Below are 21,837 nucleotides of genomic sequence, written 5' to 3' on the forward strand. Positions count from 1 at the left end.
ATACAATTCTGAAAGCAATTCACAACTATGGGCAAAAACAAGTATAGATGGCACTACCTGTGAATCCTAATTAAAAATACAATTCTGAAAGCAATTCACAACGTAGACTTCTAATAAAGCTTCCCTGCTCTCCCTGTGAATCCTAATTAAAAATACAATTCTGAAAGCAATTCACAACATAGAATACCTGCGCTCTGAATACACCAAACCTGTGAATCCTAATTAAAAATACAATTCTGAAAGCAATTCACAAGACTTATTAAAGTTTAGAAACTGTTTTTTCCTTTGGATGTTCCCCGGCGGCTGCTTCCGAATTAATTATATTTGCGTAAAACCCAAATGCAATGATCTTCATCGAGAACGAAGGAGTTAACAATCCGAGACTGAATTTGGCATTAGAAGAATATGCTTTAAGAAATTTTAGTGCCGATACCGATTATTTACTTTTTTATATCAACGCGCCTTCCATCATCATTGGCCGGAACCAAAACACCCTGGAAGAGATCAACCAGGGCTATGTGGATGAAAAAGATATCCAGGTAGTGAGAAGGGTCTCAGGTGGCGGCGCTGTGTACCACGACTTCGGGAATCTCAATTTCAGCTTTATCACCAACCACGACGTCAAGAGCCTGAACAACTTTAAAAAGTTCACTGCACCCGTAATCAAGGTTTTAAAGAGTATGGGCCTTGATGCTGAACTTAAAGGCCGTAACGATATACAGGTAGAGGAAAAGAAGATCTCAGGTACGGCCCAGTTCTCCACCGGAAAACGCATGATAAGCCATGGCACCCTCTTGCTCGACACCGAGTTGGGGGAAGTGGCCAATGCCCTGAATGTGAAAATGAGTAAGATCCAGTCTAAAGGCCATAAATCGGTTCGCAGCCGGGTGGCGAATATCCAGGATTTTTTAGAGGAACCGATGAAGATCGAAGATTTCCGGAGTCGGCTTTTAAAGGGCCTGTATGAGGAGAGCGAGGATTTTGAGCGTTACTACCTCAGCCCTGAAGAATGGGAAGCCGTACATCGTTTAAAAGAAGAGAAATACGATACCTGGGAATGGAATTACGGACGTTCCCCAAAGTTCAACATACAGCGCAGCAAACGCTTTGCTGTGGGAGAAGTCGATTTGCGGATCTTCGTGGAAAAAGGCCATATTAAGGATTTCAGGATTTTTGGCGACTTCTTCGGAAAAGAACCCGTAGAAAAGCTGGAAAGTCTGTTAGTTGGTGCCCGCTATGAAAAGGAGGATATTTATGATCTACTGAAGGATATTGAATTAAAAGAATATTTTGGAGAGATTCCGCATCTTGAATTTATAGAATTGGTTTATGAAGAGGATGATTAGTCGTTAGTCTTTAGAAGTTTGGAGTTCTCTGTTGTGGGTTAATTCGCTTACCCATTGAGGCTTTTGCCTGAGGGTTTAGGGTTTAGCATTCAATGTTTTCCCTTTGTGATGAGCTCCCGCGTCAAGCCAGAGATAACGTAAATTTGCCTGGCTCTTTTTAATTCCGGACTTCTCCGTATTTTTTAATGATGGCCAATTGTCCGGCGTGGTAGGTGGTGTGGGAGATAATCCTGCCGAAGGCTTCAGCTTTGGTTTTAGTGCCGAATTCTTTGGTGCTGATCTCTGTTTCCCAATCTTCATCGCTTTGTTTTTCTACAATAGCTTTTAATTTCTCCAGGGATTCAGCCACATAGGCTTTCAGTTCTTCCGGGTTGGTCCACTCCCCGGTATCTTTTTGAGCGATCACTGTTTTAGCTACCACCCTCACCCCCGAATCTCCAAAAACATTTTTGGCGAAAAGCAGTTCCACATCACCGATGTGCCGGATAAGAAAGCCCACGGAATTCGGGGAAGCTCCCAGGCTTTTTTTCAGATCATCAGCGCTGAGATCATTCAGTAAGTTAGAAAACCGGGTACGGGCTTCCAACCATAGTTCCAGTAAGGTTTCGGTTTTGCTTTTCATGAGTTTTCTTCTTGACAATTCAGTACTCTAATTTACGAATTTACTTTGTTAGTCTTTAGGTTTCCAATAGCCTTTGGCAAGGTAACTTTTAGCTTATACTGTCCTCAGTTTTGACCCCGTATTTGCACCCGAAACAGTTGCAGGGCGTGGACGTTTCGGTTAAGAAAAAATAAGGCCGGGAGAAAATTATATTGATTTTTATCATTTCAATTCGGCTTCAGGCTTTCTACCTTTTAAAAAAAATGATGAAGCCCTTTCTATACATCATCCTAAGTCTTTTATTGCTGAATAGTTGTGGAAAGAAGGAAGAAACCAAACTCCCGCGCTTTGAAGTGAAACCTGAAGTACCTGCTCAAATCCTAAAGGACCACAATTATTTTCTAGATAAACTGAAACCGATCACGGCTTATGAGGATAGCACAGGGATAACCGCAAGGGAGCTATATGAAGTGATGGAATTCCATTTTAGGGAGGAAGAAGATTATGTATTGCCTCCTTTAGGAATCCTTCCGTTACTGGCAAAGGGCGAACTGCCGGAAGAGAGCGGGAAAATCATTTTACTTACACAAAAATTCAGAGAAAACAGGGAGGCAATACTCGCAGAACATCAAATGATCGAACATTTTCTGGGAAAAATGATGGCTGCTGCCCGAAGCGAGAACCATCCCGAACTTTCAGGTTATGAAGAAGAACTCGAAAAACATGCTGAACTGGAAGAAGATATCTTATTTCCTGCCGTCCTGTTAATAGGAGATTATTTGGAACTCAGAAAGAAAAGTCTCTGAGATTGGGACAAAAAAAGAACAGGAGGTGCAGTCCTCCTGTTCTTATAAAAGTATAATTACTATTAACCAAAAAAGTAACCTGTGTGGCTGGACCGCCTGGTGGACCAACCGATATTCTGACCGTATTCCAGGCAGGAGCTAAATTAAGGTAGAATGTCAATGTGAAATATGATGAGGCTCATATTTTGTAGGAATTTCCGGCGCTTTTATATCGGCACTGAAGTAAGGTTCCGTTAGCATTTTTCAGAATATAAAATAAGACTGGCCCGGCTCAACAAATCTTAAAGACTCATTACCAGCATACTCTGGCATAATTCCTGCAATTATCAGGCTGAAAATAGATTTTAAGCAATCTTCAATTTCTATTTTTTATTTCAACTTTAAACCCAATTAATGAGATTTCAAATAAGTTTACTATTTAGTTTTTTAAGTATATTTTTAATTTCCTGCGAAAAAGAAGAGGAAGAACTTATCAATAGCCTCGCCGAAACCAGGGAAGAGACAGGTACCCAGGCTTCCACTGAGCTTGAGGTAGAACAATTCGTCTACCGGGGGATGAACGATATTTATCTCTATAAAGAACAGGTGCCAAGCCTTGCCAATAACTATTTCGCCTCAAAGGCTGAAAGAGATGATTACCTCGCAGGCTTTAATGATCCTGAAAATCTTTTTGACGCTCTCACCTACTCCCAGGACAGGTTTAGTTTTATCACCGATGATTACAAGGCTCTGGAGGAGAGGTTTGACGGAGTGAGCAGTAGTACTGCCGGAATGGATTTTGGTCTTGGCAGGATTAGCAATTCCAATAATGTCTTTGGTTATATTCGTTATGTAATACCGGGAACCTCTGCCGATACCGAAAATCTCGAGCGTGGAATGATCTTTACAGAAGTAAATGGCCAGGCACTTACTGTGAATAATTATAGCTCCCTGCTGGAAGCAAATACCATGGAGATCAATATCGGTAAAATTGAAGACGGCAAACTTATCCTGAGTGATAAAACCGTTCAGCTTTCAAGGACTGAGTATACCGAAAACCCGGTGCATAAAAACAAAGTGCTGAATATAGGGGGCAAAAATATCGCTTACCTGATGTATAATAGCTTTACAGGAAATTTCGACACGCAACTCAATGCTGCTTTTGCTGAATTTAAAACTGGAGCCGTTGATGAGCTGATACTGGACCTGCGTTATAACGGTGGAGGTTCCGTACAGTCGGCAATTGACCTGGCCAGTATGATCACCGGGCAATTCGAAGGAGAGATCTTTCTGAAGGAACAATGGAACAAAAAGTATCAGGAAAGTTTCGAAGCCAACGATCCCGAGCGTTTGCTTAATCGTTTTGATACCAAAATCAGGACAGGGGAAGCCATCAACAGCCTGAATCTTTCAAGAGTTTATGTGCTCACTTCCCGAAGCACGGCCTCGGCAAGTGAATTAATCATCAACGGCCTGGAACCCTATATCGATGTGGTTCAGGTAGGAGACCAAACCACCGGAAAATTCCAGGCTTCTGTAACCCTTTATGACAGCCCCGACTTTGGCAGGTCCAATGCCAACAAAAATCATACTTACGCCATGCAACCGCTGGTATTTAAATCGGCTAATGCCAATGGAAAAACCGATTATATCAATGGGCTTAAGCCCGATATTGAATATGTTGAAAACCCCGGGAACTTAGGCGAATTAGGAGATCCGAAGGAAGCCTTGCTGGCAAATGCCCTGAATCATATCTTCGGAAAAGCCCCGCTAAAAGGTTCGGTAGAAGAAAGAAAGGCTGCTGAGAAATTTAAGACCATAGGGGAAAGCGGTATGAATGATATCAACTACCAACGTATGTATATTGAATCTCTGCCGGAATTAATGAATTGAATAACCGAACAATTCAGATAAATAAAAAGGGAACTGCTCGTAAGAAGGCTTCCCTTTTTTTTGTTGAAATGATTTCCGGATCCCACAAGGTTTCCGAACAAGATAAACTTATTTAAACCAGCTACTGTACATGATATAATTCCCGGCTGTTTTTGCCAGGTTTTTCACCTGTTCTTCACTCAGTTTTTTAATCTTTCGGGCAGGAGTTCCGGCGTAGATATGTCCGGGTTCGCACATGGTATTCTCCAGAACCACGGCACCGGCAGCGATAATGCAGTTCTCCCCTACCACAGCTTTGTCCATCACAATAGCACCCATCCCGATAAGGGCATTATCCTTCACTTCACAGCCATGAACGATAGCCTTATGCCCCACTGAAACATTATTCCCAATTGTAGTCGCAGCCTTTTCATAAGTACAATGGACTATGGCCCCATCCTGAATATTACTACTGTTCCCTATCCTGATCGCGTTTACATCTCCACGAATCACGGCATTGAACCACACTGAACATTGATCCCCCATAACCACATCCCCAACAATAGTAGCGTTTTCAGCGAGGAAGCAATCTTTCCCAAATGCAGGGCTCTTTTCTTTTACTGGCAAAATAAGCGGCATAATCTGTTTTTGCGGGAAAGTTAGTAATTTTTGCGCAGGAACAGCTGCGCATTACCATCACCGGGAATTAATTCAACTTAACTCATTGATCGCTTTTGCCGCTTCTACCCCCGAGCGAAGCGCACCTTCCATGGTACTACGCAGAATACTGGTATACTCCCCAGCAAAATGGAAACGGCCATGAGGTTTTTGCAGCGCCTTTAGATATTTACGCACATCTCCCGGAGCGGGAAAGCTGGGTCCACCCAGGGCAAAAGGATCTTCTCCCCAGGCTTTCACATAAGTATCTTTATGATGTTCGGTAATTTTAGGGAAGAGCTTTTTCATTTCGGGCAGGAGTTTATTTTCCAGTTCCTGTTTTTTTAATTTTCCGAGAGCTTTTGCTCCTTTTCCCATCGCATAGCTCTCCAGGATCCCCGGGTTTCCAGCAGGGTTTTTAGGCATGGTATAAGGAGTGATTTGTTTCACCGGAAGATCAGTGAAAGCAGCGCCCGACAGATCCTTCTCAAGCCAGAAGGCTTTATCGGTCTGGAAAAAGCTACGGGTCACCTCAAGTACCGGTAATTCTTGTAAAGCTTCTGCTTTAAGGCCTGGTAAAGCCGGTTCAAAAGGAATGCCTGCAAGCACTGCAGCCGGGATAGTGCAAATTACATAATCAGCCTGATATTCTGTATTGCCTGTATTGTTTTTCACCTCAACAAAAGTCGTATCCCCTGATTCGCGAAGCCTGGTTACCTTACTGTTATATTTGACCTTGTCGCCAAGCTGTTTTGCCATCGCAGTAGGCAGTTTATCATTGCCTCCTTTCAACAGGAAAAAAGAACTCCCGCTCATGAAGAGTCCGAAATCAGAAACCGCCATGGAAAGTCCGGAGGTTTCTTTGGGTTCTGTAGCGAACCACTGCGTATTCTGTACCAGTCTGATAGCACCATCACTGGCACCCTGCCGCTTCATATAATCATAGAGTGAGATCTTATCGAGGTTTATAAGTGGCGGTTGATCCCAGGCTTCAGGGTTCTTATTTTCTTTGGGAAGAGGTTCCATGATATATTTAAAAACCAAGCCCATCAGATCCATATTTTTCTCATCTTCGCTAAGATCGTAAGGCCAGTCCACTGTTTCCCCGGGTTTAGCTTCCAGTCTTTTTCCATTGAAATGATAGACCACTGCCTTTTCAGGCATAGGAAAAGGAATACGCTCCAGGCCCAGTTCTTCTATATATTTAAGAGCCTGGGTATAATTTGAGGAAAATCCCACGGCACCTTCTTCAGCATAAAGGCCCTTCGGAAAAGCTTCCCGAAGGGTAGAAACCCGGCCACCGGGACGGTCGCGGGCTTCAAGAACTCTTATTCTATGCCCGGCTTTATCTAGTTCCCAGGCAGCAGCCAGCCCTGCCAAACCTGCCCCAAGGATAAGAATATCTTTGGGGTTATTGGTTGCGGGCAACTTAGTTCCTGCCATAAGTGGAACCGAAAAAAACATACCGGCACCCATGGCGCCTAAGCCAAGGCTAAATTGTTCAAGAAATTCTTTTCTACTAATCTGTCTTGCATCTTTTGGTATCATAATTTTATTAAGATTGGTTATTCTAAATTATAAACAGAAATAAGCAGGTCTAAGAATTAGAGAAAAGGGATCGATAAAATGGGGGTAAATATTCAAATCGAAACCAACAAGGACGTTAGTCTAAGATATTGAATTACAATTATTTAAAAAAATCGAATTTTTAGGCTATGTTTTAAACCAGGGAATAAGCACAAAAAATGAGGTCATTCTTTATATCAAATCCCTGTATTTTAAGTCATAGCTCAGAATAAATTGAAGTGAAGGAATGTAATTTTCGGGGGGTTAATTTATTCCTGTTCCCCCTGAATTATCTTAAGATAGGCTCCTAATTGTCCGCGGTGGTAGATTTCGTGTTCGAGAAGTTTTTCCATGATAAACCACCAGATATTGCTTTGTTTACCAAGTTCACCGCTAACCTTCTCATTCAGGGTTTTCTCATCCATTGCCTGAATAACAGCGTGGCGTTTCTTCTGAAGGGTTTTAAGACGTTCTTTTATATCTTCAAATTCGGCTTTTTCTATACGGTAATGCGGCTCCTCGGAGCCCATATGCCATTTAAAGGTTTTGTTTCCGGTTTGTAGCATCTCCAGAAAGCGTTCATCTATCCTAACCAGGTGTTTCGCGATATGTGCAAAGCTCATCGCGTTATTATTAAGTCGCCAATTCTCAAAGCCTTCTGGAAGGTTTTCGAGTATATCCAGGCTCTTATCCCTAATCTCCCAGGAAAATTCGGCCAGTTGGTTCGCATTTGCATTGCACTCCATAATATCTCTTTTTGATTTATACCTTTACAAAGTAGAAAAACTAAGACTAGTTTAAAATGATATTTGTCATTCGGAAAAACAGGAGTCAGGGTTATTATTAGGTGCATTCTGCTATGAAACCTGCTCCAGGGATGTCTTGGAATTCCTCCGGCCTGATAGGAAAATCAATCTCCTACCGAAACAAAAAAAACCGACAGTAAGGCCCATCGGTTTTTTATATAAATCAATTCTGAAAAAAATCAGATTTAGTCTTTACTGCGTCTTACTTTTTTCTTCTTACGGTGTTTCATCACCTCGGCTTCGCTGTAAAAAATGATCTCTTCAGCGATATTGGTGATAAGGTCCCCGATGCGTTCCAGTTTTTTAATCACAGAAAACAGCAGCAGATACTGGTTGATAAGCTTAGGTTCTTTTTGCACTTCTTCAGAAATAATTCCGAAGGAATCCATATTGATCTTATTAAGGGTTTTGTCCTTTTTAAAGACCTTTCTGGCCATCTTGGTATCTACTTCCTCATAGGAGTCAGTGATATCTTCAAGCATGGAAAGCGCAGCTTCAAACATCTCCTCCACCCGCATTTTTTCCAATAGTTTTTTATCTATTGGGGTATCGAGTTCCACAATATATTTAGAGATCCCATAGGCATGGTCACCTACCCTTTCCAGATCGAAATTGATCTTTCTCAGGGCCAGGGCAAACCTCAGGTCGCTGGCCACCGGATTATGGAGAGCGATGAAGCGCTCACAGTCCCTGTCTATTCTAAGATCCAGGGCGTTTACCCGGTTTTCGGTATGAACAACCTCTTCTGCCAATTCGCTGTCGTGAGCGAAAAAGGCATCCCTGGCGTTTTCAAGTTGTTTGTAACAAAGATGAAGCATTTCAAGCCCCGACTGATTTAAGGCTTCTTTATGTTGATCTAAACTTATCATAATGCGTGATTTTTATCCGAATCTACCTGTAATATAATTCTCTGTTTGTTGTTTTTCGGGATTTGTAAAGAGTTTTTTTGATTTATCATACTCTATTAGTTCCCCAAGATAGAAAAACGCGGTATAATCGCTAATCCTACCGGCCTGTTGCATATTGTGTGTTACAATCACAATGGTATATTTCTGCTTAAGCTCGTAGATGAGTTCCTCGATCTTTGATGTTGAAAGCGGGTCGAGTGCTGAAGTAGGTTCATCCATTAAAATAATAGAAGGTTCTACCGCAAGGGCACGGGCAATACAAAGCCGTTGCTGCTGTCCACCGGAAAGGGCCATCGCCGATTTGTTGAGATCGTCTTTTACCTCATCCCAAAGAGCCACCTGTTTCAGGGACTCCACCACTTTTTCTTTCAGGAACTTTTTATCTTTTATCCCCTGTATCTTCAGGCCATAGGCTACATTCTCATAAATAGACTTCGGAAAAGGATTAGGTTTTTGAAAAACCATTCCTACCTGCTTCCGAAGTTGCTCTACGTTCACTTTCTTTTTATAGATGTTCTCGCCGTCTATCAGAATTTCACCTTCCATCCTGAAGCCATCTACATAATCGTTCATCCTGTTAAAAAGCCTGAGAAAGGTAGATTTCCCACAACCGGAAGGACCGATAAAAGCGGTAACCTTATTGGCCTTAATCTGCATATCTATGCCTTTAATGGCGGCAAAATCGTCGTAAAAGACCTTCACACCTTTGGCTTCCAGTTTATGCACTCGTTTAATAGATTTATCTACAATATTATCGTTCACTTGTTGCGTCATTTATCCTAATTTTTTCTGCCATTTATTTCTGAAGAAAACAGCAATTCCATTCATCAGGAAAGTTATTAATAATAAAATAATAATCGCTGCAGCGGCATTCACCTCAAATCCCTCTTGTGGTCTTGAAATCCAGTTAAAGATCTGAATAGGCAAAACCGAGAATTCATCCATGGCCGATTCCGGAGCAAAAGGCACATAGGTAAGGGCTCCAATAACGATTAGCGGAGCGGTTTCTCCAACCGCTCTGGAAAGCGCCAGAATAACCCCGGTTAGTATCCCTCCAAAGGAGGCCGGCAACAATTGCCGGGCCACAGTTTGCCATTTTGAAGCTCCCAGGGCAAAAGAAGCATCTCTCACCGACTGGGGCACTGCTTTTATCGCCTCTCTGGTAGAGACAATCACAATGGGCAGGATGAGCAAAGCCAGGGTAAAACTTCCGGCCAGCACACTGGAGCCCATTTCGGCTATGCGAACAAAAATCTCAAGCCCCAGCAAACCATAAATTATGGAGGGCACCCCGGCAAGGTTAGATATATTTACCTCTAGCAGGGACGAAAGCTTATCTTTTTTAGCGTATTCTTCAAGATAGATCGCAGCAGCTATTCCCAATGGCAGTGCGATAATGGTAGTTAATACCAGGACCCATACACTCCCCATAAGGGCGGTATAGATTCCAGCTCTTTCTGCCTTACGTGAAGGCAGGCTGGTAATAAAATCCCAGTCAATTCTTTGCAAACCATCTATGAGAATAGATCCTATAAAGATAGCAAGTAAAACCAGTCCTAAGAGAGTACAGGCAATTCCCCAGATCTTAAAGAGCTGGTCTTTGAGTCGGTTGGTTTTTATATTATTCATATTTTTCCCTGAATTTTTTCCTGATCTTATAGCTAAAGGTATTCAGCAGGAATGTAAAAATAAACAAGGTAATCCCTGCCGCAAAAATAGTTCTGTACTCCAGGCTACCGTGTTCCACATCTCCCAGGCTCACCTGAACAATGTAGGCAGTGATGGTTTCTACCGGTACAGTTGGGTCCATCGTTAATCGGGGTTGTTGCCCCGCAGCTATGGCCACGATCATGGTTTCTCCAATCGCCCTGGAAATAGCCAGGATCACCGATACAATTATCCCTGATGATGCTGCAGGCACCAAAACCCTGAATGAATTCTGAAGTTTTGTTGAGCCCATTCCGTAGGCCGCTTCCCGCAAGGAATTTGGAACAGCGTGCAAAGCGTCCTCACTCAGCGAAGAGACAAAGGGAATAATCATGATACCCATTACCAAACCTGCTGAAAGGGAGTTAAAACCCGAAAGACCGGGAATAAAACTCTGCAGAAAAGGAGTTACCACCGTTAAGGCGAAAAAACCATAAACAACGGTTGGAACCGCGGCAAGCAATTCAAGGGCCGGTTTTATTGATTTCCTGAAGCTTCGGGGTGCATATTCACTTATGTAAATACTTATACTAAGTCCAATAGGTACAGCAAAGGCGATCGCAATAAAGGAGGTAAGCAAAGTACCGGAAAGCAGGGGCATAATTCCAAAATGCTTGTCGGTGAACAATGGGGTCCATTGCGAATCGGTAAGGAAATCGATAATAGAGACTTCCCTGAAGAAATTCACCGCTTCCAACGAGAGAACCAGGATAATACCTACGGTAATCAGGATGGTAATCAGCGCGCTGGTGAGCAGGCTCTTTTCAATAAAGACCTCTTTAAATTTCCGCATAGAAAAATATTATATGAAAATTCCGGACCCTAAAAGAAGGACCCGGTAATTTCCTTAAAGATTATATTATTCTGCCTTTTCTGCCTTATTTTGCTCAACAAAATCAGCAAATTTCTTTCTTTCTCTTTTATATTCCTCCTCTGTTAAAGGAACATAACCCACATCTTTCAATAAAGAAGATACTTCCTCAAGATAAAACTCCATAAAGTCTATCACCTTAGGATTGTTCTTAACAGAAGAACTATTCACATAAACGAAAAGAGGTCTTGAAAGCGGCGCGTAAGATCCGTTGCTAACGGTTTCTGAAGTAGGCTCAACGCAACCTTCTCCCCCATCTACACCAACTAACTTAAGTTTTTCGCTGTTTTCACCGTAATAAGCCAGACCAAAGAAACCAAGTCCATACTTATCACCTGCAACTCCTTGTACCAAAACATTATCATCTTCACTGGCGGTATAGTCTCCACGGCTGCTCCCGCTTTTTCCGTTGATAGCTTCAGTAAAGTAATCGAAAGTACCAGAGGCTACTCCGGGACCATATAGGTGGATTTCCTCATCGGGCCATTCAGACCTGATCTGGTTCCAACGTTTAATTTTCCCCTGGGCTGCTGGTTCCCATATCGTTCTAAGTTCTTCTACGGTGATACAGTCTAACCAGTCATTTTCAGGGTGAGCGATCACTGCAAGCCCATCATAAGCTACCTCAAGTTCAATAAAGTTAATATCGTTCTCTTCGGCTATGGCTTTTTCATCTTCTTTAATAGATCTGGATGCGTTAGCGATATCAACATCACCCCGGCCAAATTTCTGAAATCCTCCTCCGGTTCCTGAAACCCCTATGGTTACCTGAACTTTTGGATCTTCGTTTCTATATTCTTCGGCTATCGCTTCAGTTACAGGATAAACTGTGCTTGAACCATCGATAGAGATGCCAGAACTACTGTCGTCTTTTTTATTGTTTCCGCAAGCAAACATCAGGAATGCCATTGCGCTTGTAAATAGAATTTTTTTCATTGTTTCTTAGTTATTAAAAGTGAAAATCAATTTGAAATCTAAACATTAAACTATTGTCAATATCATCCTCATAATTATTGAGGCTAAGGTCGGTCTGAACTTTTAGCTTATGGCCAACAATATATTTTGAAAGCCCAAGAGTGTACTGGTCCTGAATTCCAAGACCGCTTATCCCAGCAGCTTTATCAAGGCTGGTATATCGCCCGGTAAGCTGAAAATTATTCTTAAAAACATACCCGGTTTGCAGGTTAAAACCTTCTCCAACATTCACTACATCTCCTGTTGGGGAGCCATCAGAATTCACCGCTTCAGGTTCGTCGGCAGTACGCTTGGCATACTCGGCCATAACAGACCAGCCACGGTATTTAAACATAGCGTCCAGGAATAAAGTTTTGATATCGGTTTCAAAAAGACCGGCATCGGTTTCCATATAAGCTCCGGAGTTAGACCTGGTTCTAACCGCATCGTTATTGTAGTCATAGGCCACTCCCACTCCAAGTTTAGGCTCAGGTTCTCTTTTAAGATCAGCTCCTTTGTAGTCATCAAAATTTCCAAAAGGCAGGGCTTCCAACCTTCCGGTATACTGGAATCCACCTTCATTTCCTGTGGTCACATTTCTACCTTCCCCCTGGGAAAAGGCCAGAGCTTCCTTAATAATAAAATCGTTACCAAGGTCGATAAAATGGTGTAGTTGCACTCCCATTTCCCTGTCTACATTAAAACGGCTGTTCACCAGGGAACGGTCTACCGTCTCCAGGTTCCCCGAAGAGATCACCCTCTCACGGTTCCCCGGAAGCTTGGTTTGACCGGCCCAGAGTTCAAAATTCTCATAAAAGTTCCATTTAAGTACCGCATCAAGAATATAACGCGGAGTATTTCCTGTGTATTTAGACCCACCCGAAATATCACGGTTGGACAGCCCTATTTCTATCTTATATTCAAGTTTAGGAGTAAAGGCGAATCCACCGAATTTTAACCTGGAACGTCTAATCATTAAATTAGATTCTCCGGTTTCGAAATCCTCGTAATGAGGAAATTCCCATTCAGAAGTATATAGTGACTGAAATCTCGCAGCAAAGTTCAAACTATAAGAGCTGTCTTTTGCCACAATATTAATAAGGCCTTTCCCGAAGGTGTTTTCTGAAAGGTCTTGTGAATGCATATTAAATGATGCCAGTAAAACAATTGTTAAGGTCGTGAGGCCTTTTCTTATTTCCATAATTTTTCTTTGTTTTTGTCACTGCAAATAACCGACACTCATGTTAAGCCTAAGTTAAGTGCAAATTATGGTTTAGTAAAAAATATGCTGCTAAAATTAAAAAAAGGTTGCCCGGCCGAGGCAACCTGCATACATCTTAATCGACAAAAACAAAGATGGTATGAAACCCTGAATGCATATCAGAAACACAAATATGCTCCAAATCCTTCAATAGTGTGTAAAGCAAAGGTTATCTAAATTTTAATTTTAAGGATACAGAGTCCTGTGTCCAGGTTTCAGGATTCTGATTTTTTTTTAAAAAAACTATTTAATAATCTTCCAGGAGCTTGTTCCACTCCATGGTTTTTAGGGTGCCTACCAGAATTGGATCTATTTTTTTAAGCAAGGGAGAATTCTTAGGGAAACTATAGCCGTAATAATCTCTTTTGAGCGTTTGTTGCAGCACTTCAAGTTCGTCCCCCAGGTTTCTACGCTCTATCTCGTATTTAAGAATTGGTTGATCGTATACAAAAAGACTTGATTTCTCGTCTAAAATATCCTGAATCCCCTGTCTTTCGTCAGCAACCTCTTCGGTTTTAACAGCATATTGATCGAGTAATTCCAGGGCACTGGAACCGGTTACGGTAACCACATCAAAGCGCTTGAGATCTTCTACCGAGTTAATCTCATCAGAAATACTCTGTACGGTTAGAGAAGAAGCGATTCCTGCCGTAAGCCCCGATATCATCACTATAGCCATAAACATCCAAATAAAGCCTATGAATCTTCCACCGAAAGTCCTGGGGGCTTTATCTCCATAGCCTACAGTGGTCATGGTGACCGCCGACCACCAGAAGCCCTGGAGAATGCCTCGGGCCCCCGGACCAAACTCCTCTTTATTCTTCTTGTGCTCAAAGATCCAAACCAGAAAACCAAAAAGAAGAATCACTCCCAGGAGAATCAGGATACCTTTTATAAAATTCCAACTGAAAAGATTAGCCAGATAAGACCATATCATGGTTTCACTCTTTTTAGCAACTCCAGTGAAAGAAATAAAATAGGGCTGCGAAAAATCCATTCGCTGCATACGCAAATCGGTAACTGTAACAGGGTTAATACTGAAATCCACCTCTCCTTTTTCAACTGCATCCAGCAATGCCACCAAAGAAGGATAGGCCTTGAACTCATAGTCGGCTCCAAGCTCATCATTGACAAGCTTCCAGGATGAAATACTGAGGCCGGAATATCCCCCATTATCTTTTACTACAAAAGGAGGAGTTTCAGTTAAGCCTATTAATAATTTGTCGGTTTTGGAAGCTAAAGTGTCCTGAGCATATGTCTCTGCGGAAATAAGTAAGGTAATAGAAAGAAAGAATTTCAGATATTTGAACATAACAGGGAGTTAGATTTTTACCAAAATAAGGAAAAATATTTTGTACTTCGGCCTTAACAGGCTTTATCCGGTTGTTATGCATGGATCAGGAATAAATTGTAACTTAAATAAAAAATAAAATGTGCTACCGTACGAAACTAAATGTGAAATTGAGTGAAATAGAGCAGAGTTTTGACGCGAGATTCATCGAGCCTGAAACTTATAAGCCTATGGAGGAAATCAATGCTTTTAGTTTTATGAAAACACCGGTGGTAACGGATGAAAACCTGGGAGAGATCGAAATGTATAACTGGGGCCTGATTCCATTCTGGGCCAGGGATGAAAAGATCAGGAAGATGACCCTTAACGCCCGCATCGAGAGTTTAACCGAAAAACCGGCTTTTAGAAACTCCGTAGAAAACAGGTGCCTGATAATCGCGAACGGATATTATGAGTGGCAGTGGAAAGACCCGAAAGGCAAAGAAAAACAGAAGTTTTTAATTACCCCACAGGAGCAGGAGCTCTTTGCTTTTGCCGGGATCTATTCCAGCTGGACCAATCCAAAAACCAATTCCCTGGTTAACTCCTACGCTATCGTAACCACTGAAGCCAATGAACTGATGAGTGAAATTCACAATAATAAAAAACGAATGCCTGTAATCTTAAAAAAAGAAGATAGGCAGGCCTGGCTTAGTAGTTGGGAAGTATCAGGATTTGCTTTCCCCTATGAAGTGAAGCTAAATGCAAAAGCTATTTAGAAGCAGCCAGACTTATTCGGGTAATTCAGTCTCCAGAACTTCCCAAACATTTTCAGCCATAATTTTCTGGCCCTTAGCGGTAGGGTGAATTCCATCCTGCTGGTTGAGAGCGGGATTTCCGGCAACATCTTCCAGAATAAATGGAATTAGTTCCAGCTTGTATTCTTCCGCCAATTCGGGAAAGATATTTTTGAATTCAGAGGTATACTCCGATCCCATATTTGGCGGGATCTGCATACCAGCAAGAATAATCCTGATATCTGGGTTCTCTTCGCGTACTATCTCTATGATCTCCCGTAGGTTTTTTCGGGTTTCTTCCAGGGGCACACCCCGTAGGCCATCGTTAGCACCAAGTTCCAATACAAAGATATCAACGTTTTGGTTAAGCACCCAGTTGACCCTGTTCTTGCCGCTGGCTGTAGTCTCCCCACTTAATCCGGCGTTAACAACTTCATAATCAAGCCCCAGAGAATCCAGTTTCTGCTGAATCAGGGCCGGGTAAGCCTGTTCCGGCTCCAGGCCCAAACCTGCGGTGAGGCTGGTGCCGAAGAAAAGGATGGTTTTTTCTTCTACATTTTCCTGCGGAAGATCGGTTTCAACAGTTTCTTCAACAGCTTTTTTCTCTTCTTTATTCGCGGAATCCCCGCAGGAGGCCAGGAGTAAAAAGCATAAAAAAAACGTTAGAATAGGGATGTTTCTCATAACAGCGGAATTATAATCGAAATCATTTCTTTATTTTGTGCGATCAGATTAAAAATAATACGACCTAAGATGGCAAAGATATTAAACGTACACCAGCTGGAGAAAAGCTATTCCAGCGGATCAAAAAGATTAAAGGTTCTGCAGGACATCAGCTTTGATGTTGAAGAACGGGAAAGCTTTGCCATCGTTGGACCTTCGGGCAGCGGTAAGACTACTTTGCTCGGTTTATGCGCGGGGCTGGACCAGGCAGATTCTGGCAGAATCGAACTTTGCGGGACAGACCTTGGAGATTTAAGTGAAGATGAACGGGCCGTTTTGCGAAACCGCCGCGTTGGTTTTGTTTTCCAGGATTTTCAGTTATTGCCAACCCTTACGGCATTGGAAAATGTAGCTGTTCCCTTAGAATTACAGGGAGCGAAAGATGCCATAAAAACCGGAAAGGAGCTACTGGAAAAAGTTGGATTAAAAGACCGAATGGATCATTATCCCTCCCAACTTTCGGGTGGAGAGCAACAACGGGTCGCCCTGGCACGGGCCTTCTCTACAAGACCTTCCATTTTGTTTGCCGATGAACCTACCGGGAACCTGGATGCCGTAACCGGAGAAAAGGTAGTGAAGCTTCTTTTTGAATTGAATAAAGAGGCCGGCACCACACTGGTGATTGTAACCCACGACCTGGAACTCGCTCAGAAAACACAACGAATTCTAAGGTTAAAAGGCGGAAGAATAATCTCTAAAGAGACTTCGGCATCATGAAGGAATCACAAGATAATAATTTCAGAATAGCGAACATCGGCTGGCTTTTAAAGATGGCCTGGCGGGATGGGAAGGCCAGCGGCCGCAAGCTCACCCTGTTTATGGCTTCCATTGTACTCGGGATTGCGGCGGTGGTAAGCATCCAGTCGTTTGGAGAAAACCTTAAGGATAATATTCAGTTGCAATCCAAGGCCCTGATGGGTGCCGATTTCAAGATAGACACCAACAACCCGCCGAATGAGCGGGTAACAGAGATCATGGATTCTCTGGGCGGAGCCGATGGAAAAGAGATCAAATTTGCTTCGATGGTAGCTTTTGAAAGAAGTGGTGCTACCAGGTTGATGCAGGTTAGAGGAATTGAGGGAAACTTCCCTTTTTACGGGGTTTTGGAAACGAGCCCGGTTTCGGCGGCACAGGATTATAAAGAAAAGGGAGCGGCCCTGATGGATGCCACCTTAATGATTCAGCTGGATATTGAAGCCGGAGACACTATAAAAATTGGCGAGCTGCGTTTACCTGTAGCGGGCGCGCTACACTCCGTTCCGGGTAGTACGGCAATTTTCAGTTCGGTTGCCCCCCCGGTGGTTATTCCATATAAGTATATTGAAGAAACAGGACTGATACAAACCGGCAGCCGGATAGATTATGAGTTTTATTTTAAAGCTGATCCGAAAACTGACCTTGAGAAATTGGATGAAGAGCTGGGTCCGGTACTGGACCTGGAGAACGCCGACCTGGACACACATACCTCTACAAGTGACAGGCTGGGAAGGCGCTATGAGAACTTTGGAAAGTTCCTAAACCTGGTTGCTTTTATAGCCCTGTTACTGGGATGTGTAGGAATTGCCAGCGCGATAAACATCTATATCAAAGAAAAACTTAGGGCTGTGGCTGTGTTGAAATGCCTGGGGGCAACCCGCAGGCAAAGCTTCCTGATCTTCCTGATACAGGTGGCCTTTATGGGTCTTTTGGGCGGAATCGCAGGAACAGGATTAGGACTGCTTTTACAGCAATTGTTTCCTCTCTTTTTACAGGATTTATTGCCGGTAGATGTTCAGGTAAACCTTGTACCACAAGCACTGCTTATGGGAGTCCTGCTGGGAATCTTCATGTCGGTGTTGTTTGCGCTTTATCCTTTAATGGGTACACTCTATATCTCCCCACTGCAGGCACTTCGCGTCCAGGAGGAAGAAACTTCGAGATCACGCAAGGCGATACTGTTGGTTTCCCTGGGTATTTTAATTTTCATATTTCTTTTTTCTTTCTGGCTGCTCGGGGACTGGCGGTATTCTCTTGCCTTTGTAGGCGGAATTTTAGTAAGCTTCTCTATTTTGGCGGGAGTGGCAGCTATATTTATGAAAGCCATTAGAAAATATTTTCCTCATTCATGGGGATTCCCGGCAAGACAGAGTTTACTAAACCTGTTCAGACCACAAAACCAGACCTTGATCCTCATCCTGGCCATTGGGGTAGGAAGCTTTCTCATCAGCACCCTTTATTTCAGCAAAGACCTGCTGCTCGCCCAGGCGTCTCTGGAAGCAGAGGCCGACAGCCCTAATATGATCTTACTGGATGTGCAATCGGAACAACAGGAAGCGGTTGCAGGCACCATAACAGACAACAAAGCTCCATTGCTTGATAATATTCCTATTGTTACCATGAGAGTACAGCGTATAAAAGGCAAATCGGTTAATGAAATAAGGCAGGACACAACTTCCGAAGTTAACCGATGGGTATTAAATCACGAGTTCAGGACCACTTACCGCGATTCTCTTATTTCTTCAGAATTTATTGAGCAAGGTGAATGGAAACCAGCAACAGATCATCAAGGAGATATCCCTATAAGTGTTAGCAACAATTTTGCTGAAGATGCAAAAGTAGGCCTGGGCGATCAGGTAACTTTTAATGTCCAGGGAGTTTTGCTCAATACCCGGGTGGGCAGCGTGAGAAATGTAGACTGGAGCAGGATGCAGCCAAATTTCTCTATAGTTTTCCCCACAGGCGTGTTGGAGGAAGCACCACAATTCAGGGTGATCACCACTAAGCTTGCCGATGAAAGTTCATCTGCTAAACTACAGCAGCAACTGGTCCAGAAATTCCCGAATATTACCATTATAGACCTCAGGCAGGTACTGGGTGTTATCGAAACTTTATTAAACAAGATCTCCTGGATCATCAATTTTATGGCTTTCTTCAGTATACTCACCGGAATAATCGTATTGATTGGGGCGGTAAGAACCAGTAAATACCAGCGCATAAGGGAAAGCGTTTTATTAAGGACACTTGGAGCAAAAAGCCAGCAGATCCTGAAGATCGCTGCTCTGGAATACATCTACCTGGGCGTTTTAGGAAGCCTGTCGGGAATACTACTATCGCTTATCAGCAGTCAGTTACTGGCATGGCTGGTTTTCGAATCCAGCTTTATTCCTTCTATGGTACCTTTTCTCATACTTTTCCCTGGGATTGTCTTGTTGGTTGTTTCCATAGGCTTGGTGAATAGTACAGGCGTGATCAACAAACCGCCGCTTGAAGTATTACGTAAAGAAGTGAGATAACTTCCGGAAGAACAAAAATAGTGTTTCAGATATAATACAGGAAAGTTAACAAAAACCTAAGGCTTTTCATTAGTTCAGTAATACTTTGTATCTTCATTGGTATCAATTGTTTATGCTATATCAATAGAATTTGAAGGAACATTTTGCATGATCTTTCAGAAGAAACAATAAAAAATTAAACAACCAAAAATGAGTATTATGAAAAATTTAAAAGCAAAACTAAGCACAGCCCTCAGTATGTTATTAATGTTGGCTTTATTTACTTCCTGCGATAACGACCGCAGCGTAGACCTGGCTGAAAATGAAGAACAGCGGGAAGAAGTTTATCAACAAATCTTAAATGATCAGGAGCTCTTCAATGAGTTTATGGCAGAAATGAGAGAAAACCGAGGTTCGATGAATATGATGCGGCAGAACCGACCTATGATGCGTAATATGTACGGCCGCCAGCAAATGCAAAACATGATGAAAAATAATCCTGAAATGATGGATTCCATGCGAATGAATATGATGACCATGATGGAACAGGATACCACTATGCAATTAACGGAAGCCAAGCGCCAGAGAATGGTGCAGCACATGACAAGAATGATGGAACGGGACAGTGCGCTTCAAGCCATGGTAAAAGAGAGAATGGAGGATATGGAAAACGATTAAAATCCTGAAATAAATGGATGAAAGGGAGAAATTTTCTCCCTTTTTTCATGGGGTTTGGTTAGCAAAAAATGATTCTAATCCAGGAATAACCAAAAAAAGAAGCCTATCTATAAAAGAAGAATAACCAAAAATAAATAAGGCTGGCTGGTAAGATGATCCCGTACAAAATGTTTATACAATAAATTGAGCCTTTTTACACCCCAATTTTAAAGTCCAGGAGTACGTTAATCATTCTTACTTGAAACTAAATGTTAAGAAAATCTTAATCTCCTTGACAAATATAGGCGGAATTTCACGCCATTTTGCGATGATAATTTTACGTGATGATTCAGAAAGAAATGGAAAAAGCTAATTATTTCAGAAATAGATTCCTGAGGCTCAACTAAGCCCGGGTAATCTTTCCTTCCTTTTATACATTGATATGAGGAGACTGAGAATTTAAATTTTGTTAAAGTAGAAGACTTCATTGTTTCATAGCCAAATTTTAAAAAGATTTGAAAGCAAATTTCGGAAATGAGTGAAAAAAAATTAGAAAGGTCACTGGGACTTTGGGATGTCCTCATGTTTGGTGTAGGCGGAGTTGTAGGTGCGGGAATCTATGCCATCATAGGACAGGCCGCCGATCTTGGTGGGAATATGTTATGGTTAAGTTTCGTGATCGCTGCCCTGGTAGCCCTACTTACAGGCTTAAGCTATGCCGAATTCGTTAGCCGATTTCCGGATGCAGGAGGAAGCTTTGAATACATAAAGCAAGGGCTGGGACATAAAACCGCCCTCTTCATGTCTATATTTATGAGCTTTACGGGAGTAGTCGCTGCCGGAGCTATAGCAATAAGCTTTGCGGAATACCTGGGAAGATTACTCGACCTCCCTGCAAGTATTTCTGTGATAGGGATCATACTGCTTATGGCCTTTTTCAATATCATAGGTTCAAAATACAGTTCTTATTACAATAGCTTTGCGACGATAGTTACGCTTCTGGGGCTAGCCTTAGTTATAGGGGTTTCCCTTCCCGATTTTGGCAGTAAAAATCTCCTGGAGACCCCTGAGAAAGGCTGGATTGGAATTATAGCAGGTGGCGCCCTAATTTTCTTTAGCTACGTAGGTTTTGAAGATCTGGTGAAGATGGCTGAGGAAACCAAATCTCCAAAAAAAAACATGCCCCTGGCGGTAATAATAAGCGGACTTAGCGTACTTGTAATCTATGTACTCATCGCGATAAGCGCTGTAAGTGTAATGGACTGGCAGGAACTCGCAGGATCAAGCGGTCCCCTGGCAGCGGTAATCGAAACAAAACTGGGAAATGTTGGAGCTACTATTCTTGTATTTGTGGCCTTGTTTGCGACCAGCAAAACCATATTGAGCAATATTCTGGGGACTTCCCGCCTTCTTTATGATGTAGCCCGGGATAGTGATATTAACTGGCTAAAGAAATTCACCACCATCTCAGGTATTGGTAATGCGCCCAATTATGCCATTTTCGCCGTGGCCTTAGTGACCATGGCCTTTGGGTTGATAGGAAACCTTAAAACCGTGGCCAGTATAAGTAACATATTTATCTTCATAGTATTTGGGATGGTGAATATCGCCCTGATCAATTTCCGTAGAAAAAACAAAGACAGCCAGGAAGAAAAGCCCTATTTCTTTATTCCTTTAAACATTAAAAATATTCCCGTTCCAACAATACTGGCCCTGGTAAGTCTGTTGATCCTCCTTGGGTTCAATATTTACAACCTGGTACAGGGCAAATTATAAAAAGAAAGGCTCAGACAGAAAATCTGTCT

At 42.4% G+C, this 21,837-nt stretch carries 20 protein-coding genes; 8 read left to right on the forward strand and 12 right to left on the reverse strand.

Annotated features, from left to right (window positions below; all coding sequences use genetic code 11):
* Nucleotides 1-344 precede the first annotated feature (344 nt).
* Complete coding sequence (locus VIM94_RS08740) at nucleotides 345-1,346, forward strand: lipoate--protein ligase (protein ID WP_332038912.1); 1,002 nt, start codon at nucleotides 345-347, stop codon at nucleotides 1,344-1,346.
* A 157-nt stretch (nucleotides 1,347-1,503) separates the two neighbouring features.
* Here VIM94_RS08740 and VIM94_RS08745 read toward each other — a convergent pair whose 3' ends face one another.
* Nucleotides 1,504-1,968, reverse strand: a complete 465-nt coding sequence (locus tag VIM94_RS08745) for a DinB family protein (RefSeq protein ID WP_332038913.1) — start codon at nucleotides 1,966-1,968, stop codon at nucleotides 1,504-1,506.
* A gap of 242 nt (nucleotides 1,969-2,210) precedes the next feature.
* Here VIM94_RS08745 and VIM94_RS08750 point away from each other — a divergent pair, with 242 nt between their 5' ends.
* Nucleotides 2,211-2,753, forward strand: a complete 543-nt coding sequence (locus VIM94_RS08750; protein ID WP_332038914.1) for a hemerythrin domain-containing protein — start codon at nucleotides 2,211-2,213, stop codon at nucleotides 2,751-2,753.
* A 393-nt stretch (nucleotides 2,754-3,146) separates the two neighbouring features.
* Nucleotides 3,147-4,625, forward strand: coding sequence for a S41 family peptidase (locus VIM94_RS08755; RefSeq protein ID WP_332038915.1), 1,479 nt, complete (start codon nucleotides 3,147-3,149; stop codon nucleotides 4,623-4,625).
* Nucleotides 4,626-4,733: 108 nt separating this feature from the next.
* Here VIM94_RS08755 and VIM94_RS08760 read toward each other — a convergent pair whose 3' ends face one another.
* The 10 genes from VIM94_RS08760 to VIM94_RS08805 all read right to left on the reverse strand — a co-directional run bounded on the left by VIM94_RS08760 (nucleotide 4,734) and on the right by VIM94_RS08805 (nucleotide 14,646).
* A complete protein-coding gene (locus tag VIM94_RS08760; RefSeq protein ID WP_332038916.1) occupies nucleotides 4,734-5,243 on the reverse strand; it encodes a gamma carbonic anhydrase family protein in 510 nt (169 codons plus the stop codon).
* Between the two features lie 72 nt (nucleotides 5,244-5,315).
* The gene (locus tag VIM94_RS08765) at nucleotides 5,316-6,809 is read right to left on the reverse strand and encodes an NAD(P)/FAD-dependent oxidoreductase (protein ID WP_332038917.1); all 1,494 of its coding nucleotides are present in this window, start codon (nucleotides 6,807-6,809) and stop codon (nucleotides 5,316-5,318) included.
* 287 nt (nucleotides 6,810-7,096) lie between these two features.
* Entirely contained in the window at nucleotides 7,097-7,573 is a 477-nt protein-coding gene (locus VIM94_RS08770) for a DinB family protein (RefSeq protein WP_332038918.1), read from the reverse strand.
* 245 nt (nucleotides 7,574-7,818) lie between these two features.
* Complete coding sequence (phoU, locus tag VIM94_RS08775; protein ID WP_332038920.1) at nucleotides 7,819-8,502, reverse strand: phosphate signaling complex protein PhoU; 684 nt, start codon at nucleotides 8,500-8,502, stop codon at nucleotides 7,819-7,821.
* 12 nt (nucleotides 8,503-8,514) lie between these two features.
* Entirely contained in the window at nucleotides 8,515-9,315 is an 801-nt protein-coding gene (gene pstB / locus VIM94_RS08780; RefSeq protein ID WP_332038921.1) for a phosphate ABC transporter ATP-binding protein PstB, read from the reverse strand.
* Entirely contained in the window at nucleotides 9,316-10,170 is an 855-nt protein-coding gene (gene pstA / locus VIM94_RS08785; protein WP_332038922.1) for a phosphate ABC transporter permease PstA, read from the reverse strand.
* Nucleotides 10,163-11,041 carry a phosphate ABC transporter permease subunit PstC gene (gene pstC / locus VIM94_RS08790; RefSeq protein WP_332038923.1) on the reverse strand — a complete coding sequence of 293 codons (879 nt, stop codon included), beginning with the start codon at nucleotides 11,039-11,041 and terminating at the stop codon, nucleotides 10,163-10,165. Before pstC ends, pstA begins: the two co-directional genes overlap by 8 nt.
* A gap of 66 nt (nucleotides 11,042-11,107) precedes the next feature.
* Nucleotides 11,108-12,055 (reverse strand): PstS family phosphate ABC transporter substrate-binding protein, encoded by a 948-nt coding sequence (locus VIM94_RS08795; RefSeq protein ID WP_332038924.1) that lies wholly within the window; start codon nucleotides 12,053-12,055, stop codon nucleotides 11,108-11,110.
* A 13-nt stretch (nucleotides 12,056-12,068) separates the two neighbouring features.
* Nucleotides 12,069-13,274, reverse strand: coding sequence for a porin (locus VIM94_RS08800; RefSeq protein WP_332038925.1), 1,206 nt, complete (start codon nucleotides 13,272-13,274; stop codon nucleotides 12,069-12,071).
* A 307-nt stretch (nucleotides 13,275-13,581) separates the two neighbouring features.
* Nucleotides 13,582-14,646 carry a transporter substrate-binding domain-containing protein gene (locus VIM94_RS08805; protein WP_332038926.1) on the reverse strand — a complete coding sequence of 355 codons (1,065 nt, stop codon included), beginning with the start codon at nucleotides 14,644-14,646 and terminating at the stop codon, nucleotides 13,582-13,584.
* A gap of 119 nt (nucleotides 14,647-14,765) precedes the next feature.
* On the opposite strand from VIM94_RS08805, the gene VIM94_RS08810 reads away from it, so the two are divergent.
* Nucleotides 14,766-15,383 carry an SOS response-associated peptidase gene (locus tag VIM94_RS08810; RefSeq protein WP_332038927.1) on the forward strand — a complete coding sequence of 206 codons (618 nt, stop codon included), beginning with the start codon at nucleotides 14,766-14,768 and terminating at the stop codon, nucleotides 15,381-15,383.
* A gap of 12 nt (nucleotides 15,384-15,395) precedes the next feature.
* On the opposite strand, the gene VIM94_RS08815 is transcribed toward VIM94_RS08810, so the two are convergent.
* A complete protein-coding gene (locus tag VIM94_RS08815; protein WP_332038928.1) occupies nucleotides 15,396-16,085 on the reverse strand; it encodes an arylesterase in 690 nt (229 codons plus the stop codon).
* Nucleotides 16,086-16,154: 69 nt separating this feature from the next.
* On the opposite strand from VIM94_RS08815, the gene VIM94_RS08820 reads away from it, so the two are divergent.
* The 4 genes from VIM94_RS08820 to VIM94_RS08835 all read left to right on the forward strand — a co-directional run bounded on the left by VIM94_RS08820 (nucleotide 16,155) and on the right by VIM94_RS08835 (nucleotide 21,808).
* Nucleotides 16,155-16,841 carry an ABC transporter ATP-binding protein gene (locus tag VIM94_RS08820; RefSeq protein ID WP_332038929.1) on the forward strand — a complete coding sequence of 229 codons (687 nt, stop codon included), beginning with the start codon at nucleotides 16,155-16,157 and terminating at the stop codon, nucleotides 16,839-16,841.
* Nucleotides 16,838-19,396: an ABC transporter permease gene (locus tag VIM94_RS08825; protein ID WP_332038930.1), complete on the forward strand. Its 2,559-nt coding sequence runs from the start codon at nucleotides 16,838-16,840 to the stop codon at nucleotides 19,394-19,396. Before VIM94_RS08820 ends, VIM94_RS08825 begins: the two co-directional genes overlap by 4 nt.
* A 198-nt stretch (nucleotides 19,397-19,594) precedes the next feature.
* Entirely contained in the window at nucleotides 19,595-20,053 is a 459-nt protein-coding gene (locus VIM94_RS08830; protein WP_332038931.1) for a hypothetical protein, read from the forward strand.
* A gap of 513 nt (nucleotides 20,054-20,566) precedes the next feature.
* Entirely contained in the window at nucleotides 20,567-21,808 is a 1,242-nt protein-coding gene (locus tag VIM94_RS08835) for an APC family permease (RefSeq protein WP_332038932.1), read from the forward strand.
* The last annotated feature ends 29 nt before the right edge of the window (nucleotides 21,809-21,837 follow it).

This window comes from Salegentibacter sp. (genome assembly GCF_036568425.1).
Taxonomy (GTDB): Bacteria; Bacteroidota; Bacteroidia; order Flavobacteriales; family Flavobacteriaceae; genus Salegentibacter.